The sequence below is a fragment of the Janthinobacterium sp. GMG2 genome, from assembly GCF_033949445.1.
GTDB classification, from domain to species: Bacteria; Pseudomonadota; Gammaproteobacteria; order Burkholderiales; family Burkholderiaceae_D; genus Janthinobacterium; species Janthinobacterium aestuarii.
This window is the reverse complement of sequence record NZ_JAXAWA010000002.1, coordinates 966,987-983,536: the sequence shown is the minus strand read 5'-3', so window position 1 is coordinate 983,536 and position 16,550 is coordinate 966,987. Positions and strand designations below refer to the sequence as shown.

17 protein-coding genes are annotated in these 16,550 nt (G+C 62.3%); 6 read left to right on the top strand and 11 right to left on the bottom strand.

Going from position 1 to position 16,550, the window contains the following annotated elements; genetic code table 11:
* Nucleotides 1–70: 70 nt before the first annotated feature.
* Together SKZ59_RS10530 and SKZ59_RS10525 are read left to right on the top strand one after the other, a co-directional pair.
* Nucleotides 71–613 carry a GNAT family N-acetyltransferase gene (locus SKZ59_RS10530; RefSeq protein WP_319991671.1) on the top strand — a complete coding sequence of 181 codons (543 nt, stop codon included), beginning with the start codon at nucleotides 71–73 and terminating at the stop codon, nucleotides 611–613.
* 22 nt (nucleotides 614–635) lie between these two features.
* Nucleotides 636–1,688: an FAD-binding oxidoreductase gene (locus tag SKZ59_RS10525; protein WP_319991670.1), complete on the top strand. Its 1,053-nt coding sequence runs from the start codon at nucleotides 636–638 to the stop codon at nucleotides 1,686–1,688.
* Between the two features lie 17 nt (nucleotides 1,689–1,705).
* Here the strand turns inward: SKZ59_RS10525 and SKZ59_RS10520 are convergent, their stop codons facing one another.
* The 3 genes from SKZ59_RS10520 to SKZ59_RS10510 all read right to left on the bottom strand — a co-directional run bounded on the left by SKZ59_RS10520 (nucleotide 1,706) and on the right by SKZ59_RS10510 (nucleotide 3,834).
* On the bottom strand, nucleotides 1,706–2,128 hold the full coding sequence (locus SKZ59_RS10520; protein ID WP_319991669.1) for a hypothetical protein: 423 nt from the start codon (nucleotides 2,126–2,128) through the stop codon (nucleotides 1,706–1,708).
* A gap of 40 nt (nucleotides 2,129–2,168) precedes the next feature.
* Nucleotides 2,169–2,786, bottom strand: coding sequence for a hypothetical protein (locus tag SKZ59_RS10515; RefSeq protein WP_319991668.1), 618 nt, complete (start codon nucleotides 2,784–2,786; stop codon nucleotides 2,169–2,171).
* 166 nt (nucleotides 2,787–2,952) lie between these two features.
* Nucleotides 2,953–3,834, bottom strand: a complete 882-nt coding sequence (locus SKZ59_RS10510) for a LysR family transcriptional regulator (RefSeq protein ID WP_034748268.1) — start codon at nucleotides 3,832–3,834, stop codon at nucleotides 2,953–2,955.
* A gap of 97 nt (nucleotides 3,835–3,931) precedes the next feature.
* Here SKZ59_RS10510 and SKZ59_RS10505 point away from each other — a divergent pair, with 97 nt between their 5' ends.
* Together SKZ59_RS10505 and SKZ59_RS10500 are read left to right on the top strand one after the other, a co-directional pair.
* A complete protein-coding gene (locus tag SKZ59_RS10505) occupies nucleotides 3,932–4,516 on the top strand; it encodes a GNAT family N-acetyltransferase (protein ID WP_319991667.1) in 585 nt (194 codons plus the stop codon).
* Between the two features lie 128 nt (nucleotides 4,517–4,644).
* Nucleotides 4,645–6,135 carry an MFS transporter gene (locus SKZ59_RS10500; RefSeq protein ID WP_319991895.1) on the top strand — a complete coding sequence of 497 codons (1,491 nt, stop codon included), beginning with the start codon at nucleotides 4,645–4,647 and terminating at the stop codon, nucleotides 6,133–6,135.
* A gap of 4 nt (nucleotides 6,136–6,139) precedes the next feature.
* On the opposite strand, the gene SKZ59_RS10495 is transcribed toward SKZ59_RS10500, so the two are convergent.
* From SKZ59_RS10495 to SKZ59_RS10485, 3 genes are all read right to left on the bottom strand, one after another.
* Complete coding sequence (locus tag SKZ59_RS10495; protein WP_319991666.1) at nucleotides 6,140–7,192, bottom strand: alpha/beta hydrolase; 1,053 nt, start codon at nucleotides 7,190–7,192, stop codon at nucleotides 6,140–6,142.
* A gap of 28 nt (nucleotides 7,193–7,220) precedes the next feature.
* On the bottom strand, nucleotides 7,221–8,660 hold the full coding sequence (locus SKZ59_RS10490) for an alpha/beta fold hydrolase (RefSeq protein WP_319991665.1): 1,440 nt from the start codon (nucleotides 8,658–8,660) through the stop codon (nucleotides 7,221–7,223).
* A gap of 85 nt (nucleotides 8,661–8,745) precedes the next feature.
* Nucleotides 8,746–11,055, bottom strand: coding sequence for a heavy metal translocating P-type ATPase (locus tag SKZ59_RS10485; RefSeq protein WP_319991664.1), 2,310 nt, complete (start codon nucleotides 11,053–11,055; stop codon nucleotides 8,746–8,748).
* Nucleotides 11,056–11,152: 97 nt separating this feature from the next.
* Between SKZ59_RS10485 and cadR the strand changes: the two genes are divergently transcribed.
* Together cadR and SKZ59_RS10475 are read left to right on the top strand one after the other, a co-directional pair.
* Nucleotides 11,153–11,584 (top strand): Cd(II)/Pb(II)-responsive transcriptional regulator, encoded by a 432-nt coding sequence (gene cadR / locus SKZ59_RS10480; RefSeq protein ID WP_034748257.1) that lies wholly within the window; start codon nucleotides 11,153–11,155, stop codon nucleotides 11,582–11,584.
* Nucleotides 11,585–11,593: 9 nt separating this feature from the next.
* On the top strand, nucleotides 11,594–12,676 hold the full coding sequence (locus SKZ59_RS10475) for a hypothetical protein (RefSeq protein ID WP_319991663.1): 1,083 nt from the start codon (nucleotides 11,594–11,596) through the stop codon (nucleotides 12,674–12,676).
* Here the strand turns inward: SKZ59_RS10475 and SKZ59_RS10470 are convergent.
* The 5 genes from SKZ59_RS10470 to SKZ59_RS10450 form a co-directional block, all read right to left on the bottom strand.
* Nucleotides 12,670–14,223: a methyl-accepting chemotaxis protein gene (locus SKZ59_RS10470; protein ID WP_319991662.1), complete on the bottom strand. Its 1,554-nt coding sequence runs from the start codon at nucleotides 14,221–14,223 to the stop codon at nucleotides 12,670–12,672. The genes SKZ59_RS10475 and SKZ59_RS10470 overlap by 7 nt on opposite strands.
* Before the next feature lie 72 nt (nucleotides 14,224–14,295).
* The gene (locus SKZ59_RS10465) at nucleotides 14,296–14,763 is read right to left on the bottom strand and encodes a cache domain-containing protein (RefSeq protein ID WP_319991661.1); all 468 of its coding nucleotides are present in this window, start codon (nucleotides 14,761–14,763) and stop codon (nucleotides 14,296–14,298) included.
* A 239-nt stretch (nucleotides 14,764–15,002) separates the two neighbouring features.
* Entirely contained in the window at nucleotides 15,003–15,440 is a 438-nt protein-coding gene (locus SKZ59_RS10460; protein ID WP_319991660.1) for a hypothetical protein, read from the bottom strand.
* 7 nt (nucleotides 15,441–15,447) lie between these two features.
* A complete protein-coding gene (locus tag SKZ59_RS10455) occupies nucleotides 15,448–15,834 on the bottom strand; it encodes a hypothetical protein (protein ID WP_319991659.1) in 387 nt (128 codons plus the stop codon).
* Between the two features lie 111 nt (nucleotides 15,835–15,945).
* The gene (locus SKZ59_RS10450) at nucleotides 15,946–16,497 is read right to left on the bottom strand and encodes a DUF4142 domain-containing protein (RefSeq protein WP_070301693.1); all 552 of its coding nucleotides are present in this window, start codon (nucleotides 16,495–16,497) and stop codon (nucleotides 15,946–15,948) included.
* Between the last annotated feature and the right edge of the window lie 53 nt (nucleotides 16,498–16,550).

Genomic DNA, 16,550 nt, shown 5'->3' with positions numbered 1-16,550 from the left:
TTGATTCGTGGAATCAAGATTGACGGGCCGCGTGGCGCTTCACTAGACTCATGCCTTTGCAGGAGTCTCCATGAGTACACACACGATACGCACCTTGCGCCTTGATGACGCCGCGCCCTTGCTGACCTTCGAACTCGCCAACCGGGCCTGGTTCGAGCGCCATATCGACCGGCGTCCCGACGCTTTTTACAGCATCGAGGGCATCCAGGCGCACGTCGCGCAATTCCTGGACGAGCACGCGCAGGGACGCATGCACCCCTGCGTCATCGTCGATGAGCGCGGCGAGCTGATCGGGCGCGCCAATCTCAAGGACATTGACCGGCAGCAAGGCGTGGCCGAAGTCGGTTACCGCATCGGAGAACAACAAGCGGGCAAGGGCCTGGCCACGGCCACGTTGCACCACCTGATCGCCCTGGCGCAAGACAAATGGCGGCTGGCCAGCCTGTGCGCCTACGCCATCGATGGCAATGCGGCCTCGATCCGCGTGCTGGAGCGCTGCGGTTTCGTGCAGGGTATGGCCGTGCCCGATATTGCGATCGTGGCAGGCAATGTTGTCGATGGCCATGCCTATGCGCTGGATTTGCGGGCGGCTGGGGTAGACTCTGCCCTGTGATAAATGAGCAAAGTTGCCAGATATGAATCATGATGACCCAAAACGCATCGTCGTCATCGGCGCCGGCATCGTCGGCGCGTCGCTCGCGTACCACCTGGCCAGCAAGGGTGAAAAAGTCACCGTTGTCGAGGCGGCTGGCATCGCGTCCGGCGTGACGGGCACCTCGTTTGCGTGGATTAACACGTCCTGCGCCGGGCCAGACCCCATTGCGGCCCTGCGCGGTGGCGCCATCGCGGCCTGGCGCCAGCTGGAAACGCAGGTGCCCGGATTGAAAGTGCGCTGGCATGGCGCCTTGTCGTATGGCACGCAGGATGGGCGGGTGTCGCCCGTATCCATATTGCTGGACCGCTCGCGCATCGTCCAGCTTGAACCGCATCTGCGGCAGCCGCCGGAACAGGCGCTGTACGAACCGGGGCAGGGCGCGCTCGACGCCGTTGCCGCCACACACGCCATGCTGGCAGCGGCCAGGGCGTTAGGTGCGACCATCCGCACGCACACGCCCGTGCTGGGCTTTGCCGTCCGGGACGCAAAGGTGACGGGCGTGGAAACGGCCGCAGGCCTCATCGAAGCAGACGTGGTCGTGCTGGCGGCAGGCACAGGTACCGCCAAACTGGCCGAGCAACTGGGCGCCAGTCTGCCCATCCATGCCTCGCCCGCCATTTTCATGCGCTACCAGGCGCCGCCCGGCTTGGTGCGCGGCATTATTTCCAGCCATGCAATGGAGGTGCGGCAAGAAGAAGATGGCACCATGCTGGCTGCGGAAGACTATGTGGACGACGCGCCGGAAAACCAGCCCGCCGCCATGGCGCAGCGCACGGCCAGCGCCATCCGCAACGAACTGGAAGGCGCCGAGTCCATCGCGCCGGCATTCGCCTGCATCGGCCTGCGTCCCATGCCCTTTGACGGCGTGCCCATCATCGGCTACTTGCCGCAGGTGGGTGGCGTGTACGTGTGCGCCATGCATCCGGGCGTCGTGCTGGCGGCCATCGTGGGGCAGCTTGCCAGCGAGGAAATCGTCACTGGCAAGCCCGCGCCAGCCCTGGAGGCTTGCCGGCCTGCGCGCTTTCTGGCGTGATTGCGCCGCGCTGATTCCTAGGGCACGGGCACGACAAATACGGGCAGGACGAACGGCACTTGCTCCTGCTCATCGCCATCCTCCGACGGGGCCTGCATATAATGTTCGTTGCGCCAGTCCCCGTTCACCACGCGATCGGCGATCAGCGCCAGATCCTGCGTTTCGTGCAACTCGCAGCGAAACGGCAACCGCCCATGCGAGCGTGACACCAGGCTGAAGCGCAACTGCCGGCATTGCGCATCGTGCCAGCAATAGAACAGCATGTCCTCGCCTTTGACTGCGCTGCGGCGCGCCGCGATCACCTCACCAATGAACTCGACGATATCGGCCGCATGGATCTGCGGCGTTTCCTCGTCCGTGGGCGAAAAGCTCCACATATTGTTTATCGCTTCGTGATTGATATCGTCGGGATCAATGAGCACTTCATCATCTTGCGCCATTTCCAGCCATGCATTGAATGTCTTGCATTTCATCATGTCATTATGCATCCCATGTTTCAAAAGCCGTCCATACCGACCTCCATGCGCCATGCGGAAGTTTGGCCTGCATGGAAAGTGACAGTGCGCCTACGCCCAAACAATCACCTGGTTGCCATTGTGCATTTTCCAAACTAAGCGCCCGCGCTCTTCCCACGTCGACATTTTTCATTTCAGCTGTGTCATAGCCGATTTCCAGTACTGGATGCAGCACTTTTCCATTGGCTGTCAAATATAAAGTATTGACATGGACCTTGGGTTTGTCAAAACGTTCGTAGAGCCTTGTTGCGGCGGATTTGAAACCCAGGCCAATGGCGATGCTGATGGTCGTTGGACCATTGCAGCCCAGAAGCGATGCAAGCGCCCAATAGTCATGGTCAGCAGTGACAAGTCTGCTTAAACAGCGTTCTATCCATGCCGATTCATCAGCTCTGAATTCTTTCCGGTATGGAGAAAACGAATTTTGCAGGTAGCCAACTTCGTGCATCGCCCCAACCAGGTTAATCTGCTTGTCCACGCAGACTATATCTTGTAACAGATGGGCTGCGGCTGCGGCGACCGCATACTCGCCTTTGGCCATGGCTTTATCTTCGAGTTTTTTCAGTTTGGTGTTAATAGTCATTTTTTCCTGGTCATTTCATGCGGCTATTTTCAATCATTCAAGTTCAAATCATTGTGTCATACCTCGGCCTTTAACTCAGGTTCCTTGTCGTACCGGATCAGCTATCAGGAGCTGGCTTCTATTGAGCGTTAAAAACCCAAGCGTTTCCACATTGACTTACATACATTCACCCCCGCGGCCCATCCGCCAGCAACTCCGCCAGCCTGTCCGTCAGCCACAAACTCGTCTCGCTCAGTTTCTTCCCATGTATCGACAGCCGACGCACCGGCAGCCGCGACAAGGCCAGCGCAGGGCAGGGCACTTCCTGCAGATATCCCTTGTAGTTGTCGTAATTGGCGATGTTCAGCGGCAGAATCGCCCAGCCCAGACCGTCCGCGACCATCTCGGCAATACTGTAGAAGCTGTCGGAAAACCAGACGGCGGGGCTGAACGCGTGTTCGCGGTTGAGCTCGGAATCCATGATCAGCTGGCGGTAGCGGGTCAGTTCGTTGCGGCTCACTTCCTGGCCGTGGGCCATGGCGTGGCCTTTTGCCACGAACACGCCTTGCGCCACGCTGCCGATGTGCTGTTGCTCCAGCACGGGCGAGATCGGGCCGCGGTCGAAGTGGAAGGCCACGTCGGCTTGCTGCTGTTCCACGTATTGCGCCACTTCCGACGCCGTGGCGTTGAGCATCACCAGTTCCAGGGCCGGGTAGCGCGCCGCCAGTTCTTTCACCAAAGTGCCGATGGCCAGGTAGGGCAAGGCTTCGTCCAGGGCCAGGGTCAGCTGGGCTTCGGGAGCGGCACTCAGCAGTTGCGCGCGCAGTTGCAAGCGCTCGGCCTGGCGCAGCAGTTCGCACGCTTCCAGGTGCATCACCTTGCCCGCTTCCGTCAGTACGGCGCTGCGGCGTGAGCGGTCAAACAGTTCCACGCCGAATTCCGCTTCCAGCAGCCCGATCGAGGTGCTGACCACCGATTGCGCGCGGCCCAGCCGGCGCGCCGCACCCGAGAAAGAACCGGCCGCGACGGCCGCTTCAAAGTAGCGCATTTGTTCCAAAGTCCATTGCATGGCATCCACCTATCTGTTTTACAGATGGATTTTAACTTGAATGCCATTCAGGAGCGACATAAAATGCTTTTACATTTTCAACAACACGAGATCCGCCATGAAAAACGCTCAAGCCAATTCACCCGCCATCAGCTTCAGCTGGTGTCACGACGCCACCGCCGAAGATACCTTGTGCAAGCTTTACCTCGACAACGTCAGCGCCGACTATATCTCCCATTCGGAGCTGCAGGGCGAACGCGCCGACGCGCCCGGCAACTGGCGCACGGACTTGCCCGAGGTCATCCGTGGCGAAATCCGCGCCGCCCTGTCGCATGACTGGGTGCATGGCGATTCGACCCTGCTGGCTGTCGCCACGTCGGGCGAAGCCATCGTCGGCATGGCGTTGGTCTCCATCGACACACGCCAGCGCGCCTCGAAATCGTTCGCCGCGCTCGATGACCTGGTCTTGCTGCCTTCCGTGCGCGGCAGCGGCATCGGCAGCCAGCTGGTCGAGTGGGTGGCAAGCGAGCTGCACAGCCACGGCATCGCCCGGCTGTTCCTCGAATGCGGCGCGCACAACCTGACGGCGCAAAAATTCTTCCAGGGCCGTGGTTTCAAGCAAGTATCCGTCGTCATGCTGCGCGAACTCGACATGCCAGCAGTAACGGCCGCCGTGGATGACAAGGATGGCGACCGTGGCTGACGCCCGCCGCCCCCGACCAGCCCAGGCCCGTGGCAGCCTGGAACGTAAATATTTGCGCAGCACCCGCTTTATCCATACCGATAGTTGTTAAAAGTTACACTAAAATCCATGAGTTGTTTATGCATCCAATGAAAAAATGGCTGACGCTGGCCATCGTCTCCAGCGCCTTGTTCCTCATCGTGGTCGACATGACCGTGCTCTACACCGCCTTGCCCGCGCTGACGCGCGACTTGCAGGCCTCTTCCTCGCAAAAACTGTGGATCATCAACGTCTACGCGCTGGTCGTCTCCGGTCTGTTGCCCGGCTTCGGCACCCTCGGTGACCGTCTGAGCCACAAACCCGTTTTCCTTGCCGGCCTGGCCGTGTTCGGCATCGCCTCGCTGTGCGCCGCGTTTTCGCCCGCGCCCGAACTGTTGATTTTTTCGCGCATCCTGCTGGCCATCGGCGCTGCGCTGATGATGCCGGCCACCTTGTCCATCATCCGCCTGACCTTTACGGATAACCGCGAGCGCTCGTTCGCCATCGGCGTGTGGGCGGCGATCGCCTCGGGCGGCGCAGCGTTTGGCCCTGTGCTCGGTGGTTTCCTGATGGAACATTACTGGTGGGGTTCCGTGTTCCTGATCAACGTGCCCATCGTGCTGCTGACCCTGGTGCTTGCCGCCGTCGTCCTGCCGAAACGGGCCGGTAACCGCGACAAACCGTGGGATCTGGTGGGCTCCTTGCAAATCATGATGGGCCTGCTTGGTGGCGTGTATGCGATCAAGGAGCTGGGCAAGTCGCAGCCGTCGTATGCGCTGGCTGCCCTTGCTTTCGCCGTGGGCGCCTTCTTCATGCTCAAATTCGTGCGTCGCCAGAAGCGGCAAGCCAAGCCGCTGATCGATTTCGCCCTGTTCCGCGAACTGCCGTTTTCCAGCGCCGTGGCCGCCGCCATGGTGGCGTCCGCCGCCCTGATCGGCATGGAACTGGCGCTGAGCCAGCACATGCAGCTGGTGCGTGAATTATCTCCGCTGGAAGCGGGTCTGCTGCTGTTGCCGCTGCCGCTGGCGTCCGTGTTTGCCGGGCCATTGACGGGTTTCATGCTGCCGCGCGCCGACAAGGCCAAGGTACTGTGGGGTTCGCTGCTGCTGTCCGGTGTCGGTATGGCATCGTATCTGGTGCTGCATGACGCCGCCGTCTCGGCGCAAGTAGCCAGCCTGGTAATCCTGGGTCTGGGCCTGGGCGCCGTCATGACGGCCGCGTCCAGCGCCGTGATGCTGAACGTGGCTCCCCAGCAAGCGGGCATGGCCGCGTCGATCGAGGAAGTGTCGTATGAACTGGGCGCCGTGATCGGCGTGACGGTGCTGGGGACCATCTTGTCGGCCGTCTACAGCGCCACCCTGGTGATCCCGGAAAGCGCGGGCCTGTTGCCGAATGCCCATGACACCCTCGATGCGGCGCTGCTGGCCGCCGAGCAATTGCCAGCCGAACTGGGCTTGCAAGTGTCGGAACTGGCCCGCTCGGCCTTCGACAAGGCATTTATTGTCGTGCTGGCCACAGCTTCCGCCATCCTGATGGCGGCTGCTGCCACCATCCGCCACCTGCATCTGCGGGCGCGCAGGGCGATCTCGATCTCGGTCTAATGGATCAGCGCTTGAGCAGCGGCGCCACCTTGTCGCGCAAGACCGTCCATTGGGCGTCAAGCACGGCCTGGTTGGAGTCGTGTCCGGCGCGTTTCACCACGGTAAAATCCTTGGCCGGCGCCGTGATGCTGTCAAAATATGTGCGCGCGATGGCGGGCGAGGTCAGCAAGTCCGCTTCGCCCATGATGAAAAACACGGGCAAGTCAAAGCGCGTGCCCAGCGCGGGCAGGTTGACCTTGGCGAACATGCCGTCGCCGCGCAGGCCGATAAACTGGATGTAGGAATAGTCATCGGCCGCCTCGGCCGCCGCCAGGGCTTGCGGCGTGGCATAGAACGGCGCCGGCTGCCACCAGTGTTTCGGCGGCGGATCCGTTGCCAATCCTTCATATTTGCGGTCGAAGCGGCGCAAGATGCCGAAGTTGCGCGGATCGCGCCATGGCGGCGCACCGAGCGCCGTCAGCTTGTCCACGGTGGCGGTATCGCCAGCCGCTTGCGCCAGCGCCATCACTTCCCGGTACATGCCGGTCTCATTGTCCCGCGCATTGACCACCTGCGCCGTGCCGATATACGCGTGGAACAGGTCGGGGCGCGCCTTGGCCATGTGCACGCCCAGTATCGATCCCCAGGAACTGCCCATCAAAATGACTTTCTGCTGGCCCAGATGCTGTTCGATATAGCGGGCCACGGCGATGCCGTCATCGCGCATCTGTTCCACCGTCAAGGGCACGTCTTCCGTCGGCTGCTGTTTTGCATACGTCATGCCGGCGCCGCGCTGGTCCCATTGCACCAGGGTGTAGTGGCGTTCCCAGCCGGCGTAGATGGCATCCGCGTACGGACTCAACGCATTGCCGGGGCCGCCATGAATGAACAGGATTACGGGATTGCCGCAGGCGGCGCCTGTGACCGTGATCCATTGCTCGATGCCATTGATGGGCACATAGCCTTGTTCGCGGATCGGCTGTGCGGGCGAGGCGCAGATGGACGGGGAGGCGGGCGGCGCCGCTTGCGCTACGCCGTAACAAGATAACAGCAGCAATGCCAGGCCTGTGATGCGCATTTCGTCCTCTTTTAACTAGTTGGTGGAACTACAGCGTGCAATCGTGCGCCGGCTTGCCGGCAATAAAGCGGGTGCTGGCCTGTTCAAAGCAGGCGGGCGCCGTCCATAAAATGAAATGCGGGGCGTTGTGCACGGTGGACAGGGCCACTTTGCCGGCCTTGCTCTGTGTCAAAGCCCGCACTTGCGCCTGTGCGCCCGCGTATGGCGTCTTCGGATCCAGGGTTCCCTGCAGTACCAAAGTTGGCGGCATTTTCTCCGGCAAGACGCCGAAATAGGCGTCGCGCGGGTAGGTGGGCAAGCCGCCGCCCAGCAGGATGCGGGGCAGGGGACTGGTAAACAGCAAGTCCGCCTCTTCGCGGGCGATGTCTGCGGCCGTCCAGCCGGGGCGCAACGACGGCTGCAGATTGTTTTCCGAATTGCTGATGATGCTGACCAGCGGAATCGACAGCGGCGACTGGGGATAACTGCCCAGGCTGGTGGCCGCGTCCGTCAACGTGGCGCGCACGGACGCCAGTTCCGTCTCGTCGCCCCGGTCCAGGTCTTGCAGCAGATACGGAATGCGGGCGCGGGCGTTTGGCACGTCAAGCATGCCGCCCAGGAAGTTTTTCAGGTTCTTGCCGGGAATGGTCGCCAGCAGGGCCGGGTCCGCTTGCGCCTTGTCCAGCACGCGGCGGTACAAGGTGGCAGCCGGCTCGCCCAATGCCGCGTGACAAGCCGCATCCGCATCGCAGCGGGCCAGTACCTGCATGCCGACCGTGTTGACCACGTGCGAGCGCTGGCTCAAGTCCCAGCGCGCATCCGTTTGCGGCGGCACCAAGGAGTCGAGGATGATGCCCTGGACGGGCAGCGGCCCCAGCTGCAAGGTGCGCAAGACCAGCTGCGTGCCATACGACACACTGTATACATACACGGGCGGCTTCTTCTTGCCCTGTTCGCCTTCGATCAGGGCTTTCAAGTCGCGCGCCGCCATCGTGATGGAAAACTGGCCCGCGTATTCCGGCACCAGGTTGATGCCGGCAAAGCAGCTGCCCCATTCGGCCCCGGCCAGGGCGCGGCCGCCGGGACTTTGTTCGGATTCTTCCACCTTGCACAGGCGCGAAGAATGGCCCGTGCCCCGGTGGTCGGGAATCAGGAATTCAAAGCCGGGAAAGCTGCGGCGCAAGGTGGGCAGCAGGCTGTAGAACGCGGCGCCCGATTCGCCGGGACCGCCCGCCACCAGCCACAGAGTGCCTTTGGCCGGCTTGCCGGCAGGCACATCGGCGGCAAATTTGCGCACGAAGACGTGCATGGCATCTGCGTCGCCGATGGCGCGGCCCTGGGCATCGTAGCTGCCGGGAACGTTCAAGCCCGAGCACAGGCTGCCGGGCGCGGCCGTATCGGAGCAGAGCGTGAAAACGAGGGGTTCGGCATGCAGGCAGGTGCTGGCAAGCAAGGTAGCCAGCAGGGTCAGGCGGGGCAGGAGGGTCATCGGCTACTTTGGCGGCGGTGGAGATCAAGCGCCAAAGTAGCGTTTTTTACAGCAATTGTCCAGATGGAAATATTTCTGCTAGGGACTATGCTTGCTGGCTCTTGCGCAGCAAGCGCAGGCCGTTCGCCACCACCAGCAGACTGGCGCCCACGTCGGCGAACACGGCCATCCACAGGGTTGCCATGCTGGCCAGGGCCAGGCCGAAGAAGACGGCCTTGATGCCGATGGCAAAGCTGATGTTTTGCACGAGGATGCTGCGTGTGCGCTGGCTCAGGCTGATAAATTCAGGCAATTTGCCCAGTTCGTCATCCATCAGGGCCACGTCCGCCGTTTCGATGGCCGTGTCGCTGCCGGCCGCGCCCATGGCAAAGCCGATGTCGGCTTGCGCCAGAGCCGGGGCGTCGTTGACGCCGTCACCGAGCATGGCGACCACGCCGAACTGCTGCTGCAAGGCCTTGATTTCATCAAGTTTGTTTTCCGGCAGCAACTCCGCCTTGACCAGGCTGACACCGACTTCGGCGCCGATGCGCTGTGCCGTCAACGCATTGTCTCCCGTCAGCATCACGGTGGTGACGCCCAGTGCATTCAATCTGGCGATGGCGGACGCCGCCGTCGGGCGCAGCACGTCGGCCACGGCGATCACGCCCAGCGCGCCGGCGGAGGTGGCCAGCACCATGGCCGTGTACGCCTGCTGCTCCAGCCGCACCAGGATGGCTTGCAGTGCCGGCGTCAGTATCTTCAATTCCGTCATCAGGCGGGCATTGCCCAGGTAATACGTCTGGCCATTGATCGTGCCTTGCACGCCGCGTCCGTGCAGGGCGGCAAACTGGGTCACGGGCAAGTGGCTGCCGGCGGGCGGACCGGCCTTGACGATGGCGGCGGCCAGGGGGTGGGCCGAGTTGGCATCGAGGCTGGCAGCCAGCAGCAGGATGGTGTCGCGGCTGCTGCCCTCCATGGCCACCACGTCCGTGACCGCTGGTTTGCCCATGGTCAAGGTGCCTGTCTTGTCGACGGCGATGGCCTTGATGCGATAACCGGTTTCCAGGAATTGCCCGCCTTTGACCAGGATGCCGCGCCGCGCGGCCGCCGTCAGGCCGCTGACGACGGTCACTGGCGTGGAAATGACGAGCGCACAAGGGCAGGCGATCACCAGCATCACCAGCGCTTTATACACCCAGGCCATGAACGGCTGGCCCAGCAGCAGTGGCGGCAGCACGGCCACGAGGATGGCGAAGACGACGACGGCCGGCGTGTAGTAACGGGCGAAATTGTCGACAAAGCGCTGCGTGGGTGCCTGTTTTCCCTGGGTTTCCTCGATCACCTTGACGATTTTCGCCAGGGTGCTGTTGCCGCTGTTGGCTGTCACCGTGACGTCGAGCAAGCCCCGTTCATTGATGGTGCCCGCATACACGACGTCGCCCACGGCCTTGTCCACCGGCATGCTTTCACCCGTGATCGGCGCCTGGTTGACGGACGATTCTCCGCTGGCCACCACGCCATCGAGCGCGATGCGTTCGCCCGGCTTGATGCGCATCAAGGCGCCGATGGCCACTGTGGCGACGGATACCTGCTGCCAGGCGCCGCTGGCATCGGCGACCGTTGCCGTATCGGGTGCCAGCTGCATCAGGCTGTGCACGGCGTTGCGCGCGCGGTTCAGGGACAAACCTTCGATCAGTTCGGCGATGGCGAACAGGAAGATGACCATGGCCGCTTCTGGCCACTGGCCGATGGCGACGGCGCCGAAGACCGCCAGGCTCATCAGGAAGTTGATGTTCAGCGTGAACGTTTTCAGGGCAATCCAGCCCTTTTTCAGGGTCGGCCAGCCGCCCGTGGCGATCGACAGCAGGGCCAGGGCGATGACGAGGGGCGAACTGTCTTCATGCGTGGTCCAGGCCAGCGCTTCGGCGGCCGCGGCAGCCAGGCCGGAGACGACCAGCAAGCCTTTTTGCAGGCCGCTCAGGCTGCCTTCGTTCGGATCCCGCGCGACGGTGGCGTCCGCTTCCATCGGAATGGCCTGCATGCCGATGCCGTGCAGGGCCGCTTCCACCGTGGCCAGTGTAGGCAGCGTGTGATGCACGTCGAGCACGCGGTTCATCAGGTTGAAATCGAGGCCCACGACGCCGGCCATATTGCTCAGCTTGTTGCGGATCAGCCGTTCTTCCGTGGGGCAATCCATGTTCGCGATGCGGTATTTGGCCGTGTTCGCGCCGGCGATGGCTGTGCTGGGCAGGGCCGGACCAGACGGAGCGGCAGGCGTGGACGAGCACGCATGCTGGCTGGAACAGCAGCTGACCGCCTTGGGCGCATGGTCATGCTTGTGATCATGCTGATGGTCGTGCTTGTGCTCATGGTCGTGCGCATGGGTGTGGTCGTGATCGTGGCTATCGTGTGGCATCGCATCGTCCTTCCGGTTTCGTGTATGCTTCCATTAGAAACCCTGTAGCCGCTACAGGGTCAAGCGCAATTTGCGCGAAAGAATGAAAGGGGATGCCATGCGTATCGGGGAACTGGCCAAACGGACAGATTGTGACGTGGAAACCGTGCGTTACTATGAAAAGGCGGGCTTGCTGCAGGAGCCGGGCCGCAACAGCGCCGGCTACCGCGAGTACCGCGAAGAACACCAGGAACGGCTGCAATTCATCCGCCATTGCCGCTCCCTGCAGATCGGCTTGACCGATATCCGCGCCTTGCTGGAGTTTAAGAACAACCCGGCCGAAGGCTGCCAGAGCGTCAATGAATTGCTCGACCACCATATCTTGCGCATTGCCGAACAAATGGCAAATTTGCAAATATTGCAGCAGCAATTGGTGACCCTGCGCCACCAGTGCGACCAGCCGCAGCCGTCGCAAGACTGCGCGATCCTGCAAAACCTGTCCGAGGCGGCCAGCGGCCACGACTGCGCCTGCCATACCGAACTTCATTGACGATTGTGCATGCTGAAACTGAAACCTGGAAGAACTTTACTGGCTTTATCCCTGCTGTCGCCGCTCAGCCATGCCGCCGATGCGCCTGCGGCAGCCGGCCACTACCTGACCCTGTACGCCGCGCCCGGCGTGCCGCAGGACGATGATCCGTATACGTGGAGCACGGCTGGCGGCAAGCAGCTGGCGAAAGGCGTGACGAAGGCCGACGGCCGCGCCTATGTCAAAGGGGAGGAGGGCGAAGACACGTATACTCTGAAAACCGTCAGCATGCGCTGGCAGCTGAAGGTGCCAGCCGCATGCTGGCAGGGCGCGCCGGACGCCTTCCAGCAATGCATGCAACTGGCCAAGACCACGAGCCGCTATGACGAAGAGCAAGAGGCGCGCAAGCTGGCGGAGCAGCAGAAAGAAGTCAAGATGCAGGCCAGGATCGCCGCTTATGCGGTGCAGGCCCGCGCCAACGACGATGATCTGGCTTGGCTGGGACGCTTGCCTTCGAACTGGACCCTGGAAAGCTATGGCAAGCGCCTGCTGGGCATCGGCGACAAGGTGGCCGGGCAGATTGCCAACGCGCTCAAGGATGGCGGGCCCGATGCGCGCCAGTTCGTCTGCCGCGCGCCCGCTGACTATGGCCCCGTGCCGGACCAGGTCTTTGTTGAAGCGTGGATGGCATTGCCGGGCGATGTGCGCAAGGTGCGCGCCGGCCCCGCCTGGGATGCGCTGGTGGCGGCCGGCGAAAAAGGCAACTGGATGGCCCGATTGGAACTGTATTACGCCTTATCCAGCGTCAATGTTCACGCACTGAGCTTGCTGGAACAGTACCGCATCGTGCAATTGATGGAATGGCTGCACAAGAAACAGGTGGGCGGCCTGTATGGCTACTTCAGCGCCGGCATACCTGTCACCCCTGGCAATTTGCCTAGCGCCACCTGGCGCAAGCAGGATCAGGCCTCGCTGTATGCGGCCATGCTGGGCAGTTACGAGGATCAGAACAGCCGTGGTAGCGCCTTGCAGACGGACCCGGACCCCGCGCTGGCCGAGGCGGGCAGGAAAATGCTGGCCTGCGCACAGGCTGCGATGCCGCAACGTTACTGACGGGGCAGCAACGGCGGGCCGCCATCGCCCAGGCGGAAGGCGTCAACCACGCGCAGCAAGTCATGCGCCTGGTCCTGCATGCTTTGCGCGGCGGCGGCCGATTGTTCGACGAGGGCGGCATTGCGCTGGGTCAATTCGTCCATTTCCGTGATGGCATTGTTGACTTCCTCGATGCCCTTGCTCTGGCGCTGGCTGGCCGCCGTGATGTCGTTCATGATTTCCGTCACCTGCTGGACGGAGGCGACGATATCTCCCATGGTGCGCCCGGCGCTGTCGGCCAGCTCGCTGCCCGTTTCTATCCTGGCCACGGAATCCTCGATCAGCTGCTTGATTTCGCGCGCCGCCGTGGCCGAACGCTGGGCCAGGCCCCGCACCTCCGTGGCGACGACGGCAAAGCCGCGCCCCTGTTCGCCCGCGCGCGCCGCTTCCACGGCCGCGTTCAGCGCGAGGATATTCGTCTGGAACGCGATGCCGTCGATAACGGCGATGATGTCGACGATGCGCCCGGAGCTGGCCTTAATCGAACCCATCGTCTCGACCACCTGGCCCACGACGCGCCCGCCCTCGAGCGCCACATTCGACGTCGACAGCACCATCTGGTTGGCCTGGTGCGCATGGCTGGCATTCTCGCGCACGGTATCGGTCAAGGCATGCATGGACGACGCCGTTTCTTGCAAGGAATGGGCTTGCGACTCGGTACGGGCCGACAAGTCCGCATTGCCCAGCGCGATTTCACTCGCTTCCACCGTGATGGTAGAGCCCGCCTGGCGTATGTCGCCCAATAAAGTGTTCCAGTTCTTCAGTACGGTGGCCAGGGCCCGGGTCAGCTTGCCCACCTCGTCGTCGCCCTGGGCTTCGATGCGCGTGGTCAGGTCGCCGGCGGCCAGGCTTTCAGCGGCGCGGCAGGCGTCATCGATGGGCCCGACCACGGAGCGCGCCACCCATGTGGCGATCAGGGCCAGCAAGGCAAAGCCGACAGCCATGGTGCCCAGCGATAGCCAGCCGGCGCGTTGGCCCGCATTTTTTGTTTCCTGCAAGGCCACAACCGTGCGCTGGTCGAGGTTGAGCAGTACCTGGCGCAGCTGTCCGCGCACTTGCTGATAGTGCCCAGCGGCATTTTGCATCGCGGCCACGCCCGTGTTCGGGTCCATGGACGCCAGGTCCAGCGCCTGCGCCACGCTGGCACGGTAGCGCTCGACACCGGGCAGCGCCTGACCCGCTTCCGTGGCGGCGCCCGAGAATTTCTGCAGCTCCTTCAAGCCTTGTGCGATGGCGTTCAGCTGGCCATCCGTTTGCGCACCGAATTGCTTGAACTGCTCTTCGGACAGGCTGGCCGCGATGGCGATCTTCGCGTACACGTCGGCATGTACCTGTCCCAAGGCAATAGCTTGCTGGTTAGCAAGCCGTTCGGCCGTCAGGGTGACGTCTTTCAGTTCGTGCATGCGCTGCTCATTCTGCTGCATGGCGAAGTAGGACAAGGCACCCATGGCCAGCAGGCAAGCCAGCGCGACCACCGGGACGATCAACATCTTCTGTGCGATTTTCATTGAGGCCCGTAGCGTTGAAAAGTTCGTTGAGAGATCGGTGTGCCATCCCGGCGCTGGCCGCGCGGCGGCCGGCTACAGGTAGATGCCGCCGCAGACGACGGAATCGGCCAGCTTTTCGCAGTACATCACCTTTGGCTCGATCTTTTTGGTTTCCGGGTTCGTGAATTTGTATTCCTGCCAGAACGTCCCCTTGCTCTTGGCCAGGTCGACTCGTTCCTTGACGAAGGCCTTGCCATCGATATCCTTCAGCTCGATCAAGTTCTTGCCGACCATTTTCGGGTTGGCGCCATGCGCGGCGACGGTGCCGTCGAGTTTATAGACGACCAGGTACAGGTCGTGCAGGATGAATTGGGGTGACTTGGCCGTGATCTCGCCATACGCTTTGGCGTCGCCGGCGCTCTTGATATAGGCCACGCCTTTCTTGACCATGGCTTCGGCGTCGGCGCGCGTGGCGCCGCCTTCGGCAGCGCTGGCGATACCGGGCAGGGTCGCGGCAGCAAGTATGGCCGACAGGCAAATGGCAGGGGTGAACTTGGGCATGAGAATCTCCTTCACATTGCGGCAGGGGAAAGCCGGCGGGGAACCGGTGCGGTGAGGCGGCGCCTATCGAAGTGCCGACGTTTCATAGTAGCGCGATGCCAGCAGACATGCGCTGGTGCAACAGTATTTTTTTGAGTGGGGCGTTTTTGCAACGTCGCGTGCAGGTGGCCGCAATCGCGTTGACAGAGGGAAAAAGCGGCGGGAAGCTATCGTATCGATAGTGTGGCGGCGGCGCCGCGCTACCAGCTGACCGGGTCTTCCGCCGCAGCGCGCGCCAGGTCGCCGCGCCAGTCCTGCTGCACCAGCCGGTAAATGTCGGCGAAAAAGGCACGCGGATCGTCCATTTCATCCCACAAGCCGGGCAGGGCGTATGTGCTCTCGGGGTCGTGCTCGAGGATGGCCTGGAAATCGAAAGCGGGGTCTTGCAACGCCTGCGCCAGCACGGCCACCAGCGCATGGCGGTGGCGGTAGCTGAGTTCCTTGTATTGGGACGTGATGTCGCGCCGTATCAGCGCCGCGCGCTGGACCGGGTCGTTCATGTTCCAGGTGGCGAGTTCCACGCCCAGGGTGTGTTCGCGGTCGTACACGTCGAAGGGACCAAGGAAATGGTAAAGCGTGGGCTCATATGGCACGTCGCCCCAGAGGCTGCGCAGGCCCTTTGGTCTTTGCGTGCTCATCGACCGTTCACGCGCATACAGGCAAGGTCCAGCCTTCGTCACCGAGGTCGGTCGGGTAGATGGCGCGGGTCTGGTTCTCGCCCCAGCGTGCGTGGTCGAGGATGCCGTCTTCATGCATGTCGAGCACCCATTCCGTGCTTTCCAACAAGGTGCCATCCTTGTGGTAGACGCGGAAGAAGGTGGATGTGCTCAGCGCACGCACGATGTTCTGCGGCACGCCGTTGCCGTAGTGCGGCACATAGGTCTTGATCACGCACGTGCCCTGGTTGTTCCACTGCTGTGCATACACGGTGGCATTGCGCGCCGCGCTGACTTTGATGAAAAGCCAGCCTGCCAGCAGGAAGATGAGCAGGAAGGTGGCGGCGATCAGGCCGGTTTTCTTGAGTAGCTGCATGAGGTCATGGCATGGCCGAAAACGAAGTTGCCGCATTGTATGTCAAGAGCAGACATGCTTGCCGTACGGCACGTACAGCAAGCATGTCCCCGCTAATTGCCGTCAACTTGGCTATTTGCCCACGGCCGCATGCAAGGTATTCGCCATTTCCAGGTGATGTTGCAACGCTGGCAAGGTCTTCGCGGCAAAGGCCTTGATCTCGGGATCGCTGGCCTTTTGGCTGGCATCCGTAAACAGTTTCACCGCGTCCTTGTGCGCCGCCACGCCGATGGTAGCCGCATATTCCTTGTCGAACTGCGCACCTTCCAGGCGGCTCAGCTTGTCGATCTGCGCCTGGTGTTTCTTGCCGGGCTGGTCGCTGACCTCGATCTGCTTGCTGCTGGCCAGCTGTTTCAGCTCGTCAGCCACTTTCGTGTGGTCCGTGACCATGGCATCGGCGAATTTCTTCACTTCCGCATTGGTGCTCTTGCTTTGCGCCACTTTGCTGGCGGCAATTTCCGTGCTGCCCGCGTCAGCGGCCTTGCTGAGGAATTGCTTGTCATACGCGCCCGGTGCGGCAGCGGCGATGCTGTTGATGGCGATGCCGCTCAACAAGGCCACGGCGGCGCCGATGGCCACGCTTTTCAGGGAGGGCGTGCGGGAACTGGTGGTAGGGATAGGCATGGCAAATCCTTTCGGGTGTGGTTTTTTCTACAAGCTGATGACAATGTTAAGCC

What these genes read in the sequence shown, in the direction of transcription:
- SKZ59_RS10475 (WP_319991663.1), top strand. Translation starts at nt 11,594, where the DNA reads ATGCTGAAACTGAAACCTGGAAGAACTTTACTGGCTTTATCCCTGCTG.
- SKZ59_RS10490 (WP_319991665.1), bottom strand. Translation starts at nt 8,660, where the DNA reads ATGACCCTCCTGCCCCGCCTGACCCTGCTGGCTACCTTGCTTGCCAGC.
- SKZ59_RS10510 (WP_034748268.1), bottom strand. Translation starts at nt 3,834, where the DNA reads ATGCAATGGACTTTGGAACAAATGCGCTACTTTGAAGCGGCCGTCGCG.
- SKZ59_RS10495 (WP_319991666.1), bottom strand. Translation starts at nt 7,192, where the DNA reads ATGCGCATCACAGGCCTGGCATTGCTGCTGTTATCTTGTTACGGCGTA.
- SKZ59_RS10470 (WP_319991662.1), bottom strand. Translation starts at nt 14,223, where the DNA reads ATGAAAATCGCACAGAAGATGTTGATCGTCCCGGTGGTCGCGCTGGCT.
- SKZ59_RS10505 (WP_319991667.1), top strand. Translation starts at nt 3,932, where the DNA reads ATGAAAAACGCTCAAGCCAATTCACCCGCCATCAGCTTCAGCTGGTGT.
- SKZ59_RS10530 (WP_319991671.1), top strand. Translation starts at nt 71, where the DNA reads ATGAGTACACACACGATACGCACCTTGCGCCTTGATGACGCCGCGCCC.
- SKZ59_RS10515 (WP_319991668.1), bottom strand. Translation starts at nt 2,786, where the DNA reads ATGACTATTAACACCAAACTGAAAAAACTCGAAGATAAAGCCATGGCC.
- SKZ59_RS10500 (WP_319991895.1), top strand. Translation starts at nt 4,645, where the DNA reads ATGAAAAAATGGCTGACGCTGGCCATCGTCTCCAGCGCCTTGTTCCTC.
- SKZ59_RS10485 (WP_319991664.1), bottom strand. Translation starts at nt 11,055, where the DNA reads ATGCCACACGATAGCCACGATCACGACCACACCCATGCGCACGACCAT.
- cadR (WP_034748257.1), top strand. Translation starts at nt 11,153, where the DNA reads ATGCGTATCGGGGAACTGGCCAAACGGACAGATTGTGACGTGGAAACC.
- SKZ59_RS10525 (WP_319991670.1), top strand. Translation starts at nt 636, where the DNA reads ATGAATCATGATGACCCAAAACGCATCGTCGTCATCGGCGCCGGCATC.
- SKZ59_RS10465 (WP_319991661.1), bottom strand. Translation starts at nt 14,763, where the DNA reads ATGCCCAAGTTCACCCCTGCCATTTGCCTGTCGGCCATACTTGCTGCC.
- SKZ59_RS10450 (WP_070301693.1), bottom strand. Translation starts at nt 16,497, where the DNA reads ATGCCTATCCCTACCACCAGTTCCCGCACGCCCTCCCTGAAAAGCGTG.
- SKZ59_RS10520 (WP_319991669.1), bottom strand. Translation starts at nt 2,128, where the DNA reads ATGGCGCAAGATGATGAAGTGCTCATTGATCCCGACGATATCAATCAC.
- SKZ59_RS10455 (WP_319991659.1), bottom strand. Translation starts at nt 15,834, where the DNA reads ATGCAGCTACTCAAGAAAACCGGCCTGATCGCCGCCACCTTCCTGCTC.
- SKZ59_RS10460 (WP_319991660.1), bottom strand. Translation starts at nt 15,440, where the DNA reads ATGAGCACGCAAAGACCAAAGGGCCTGCGCAGCCTCTGGGGCGACGTG.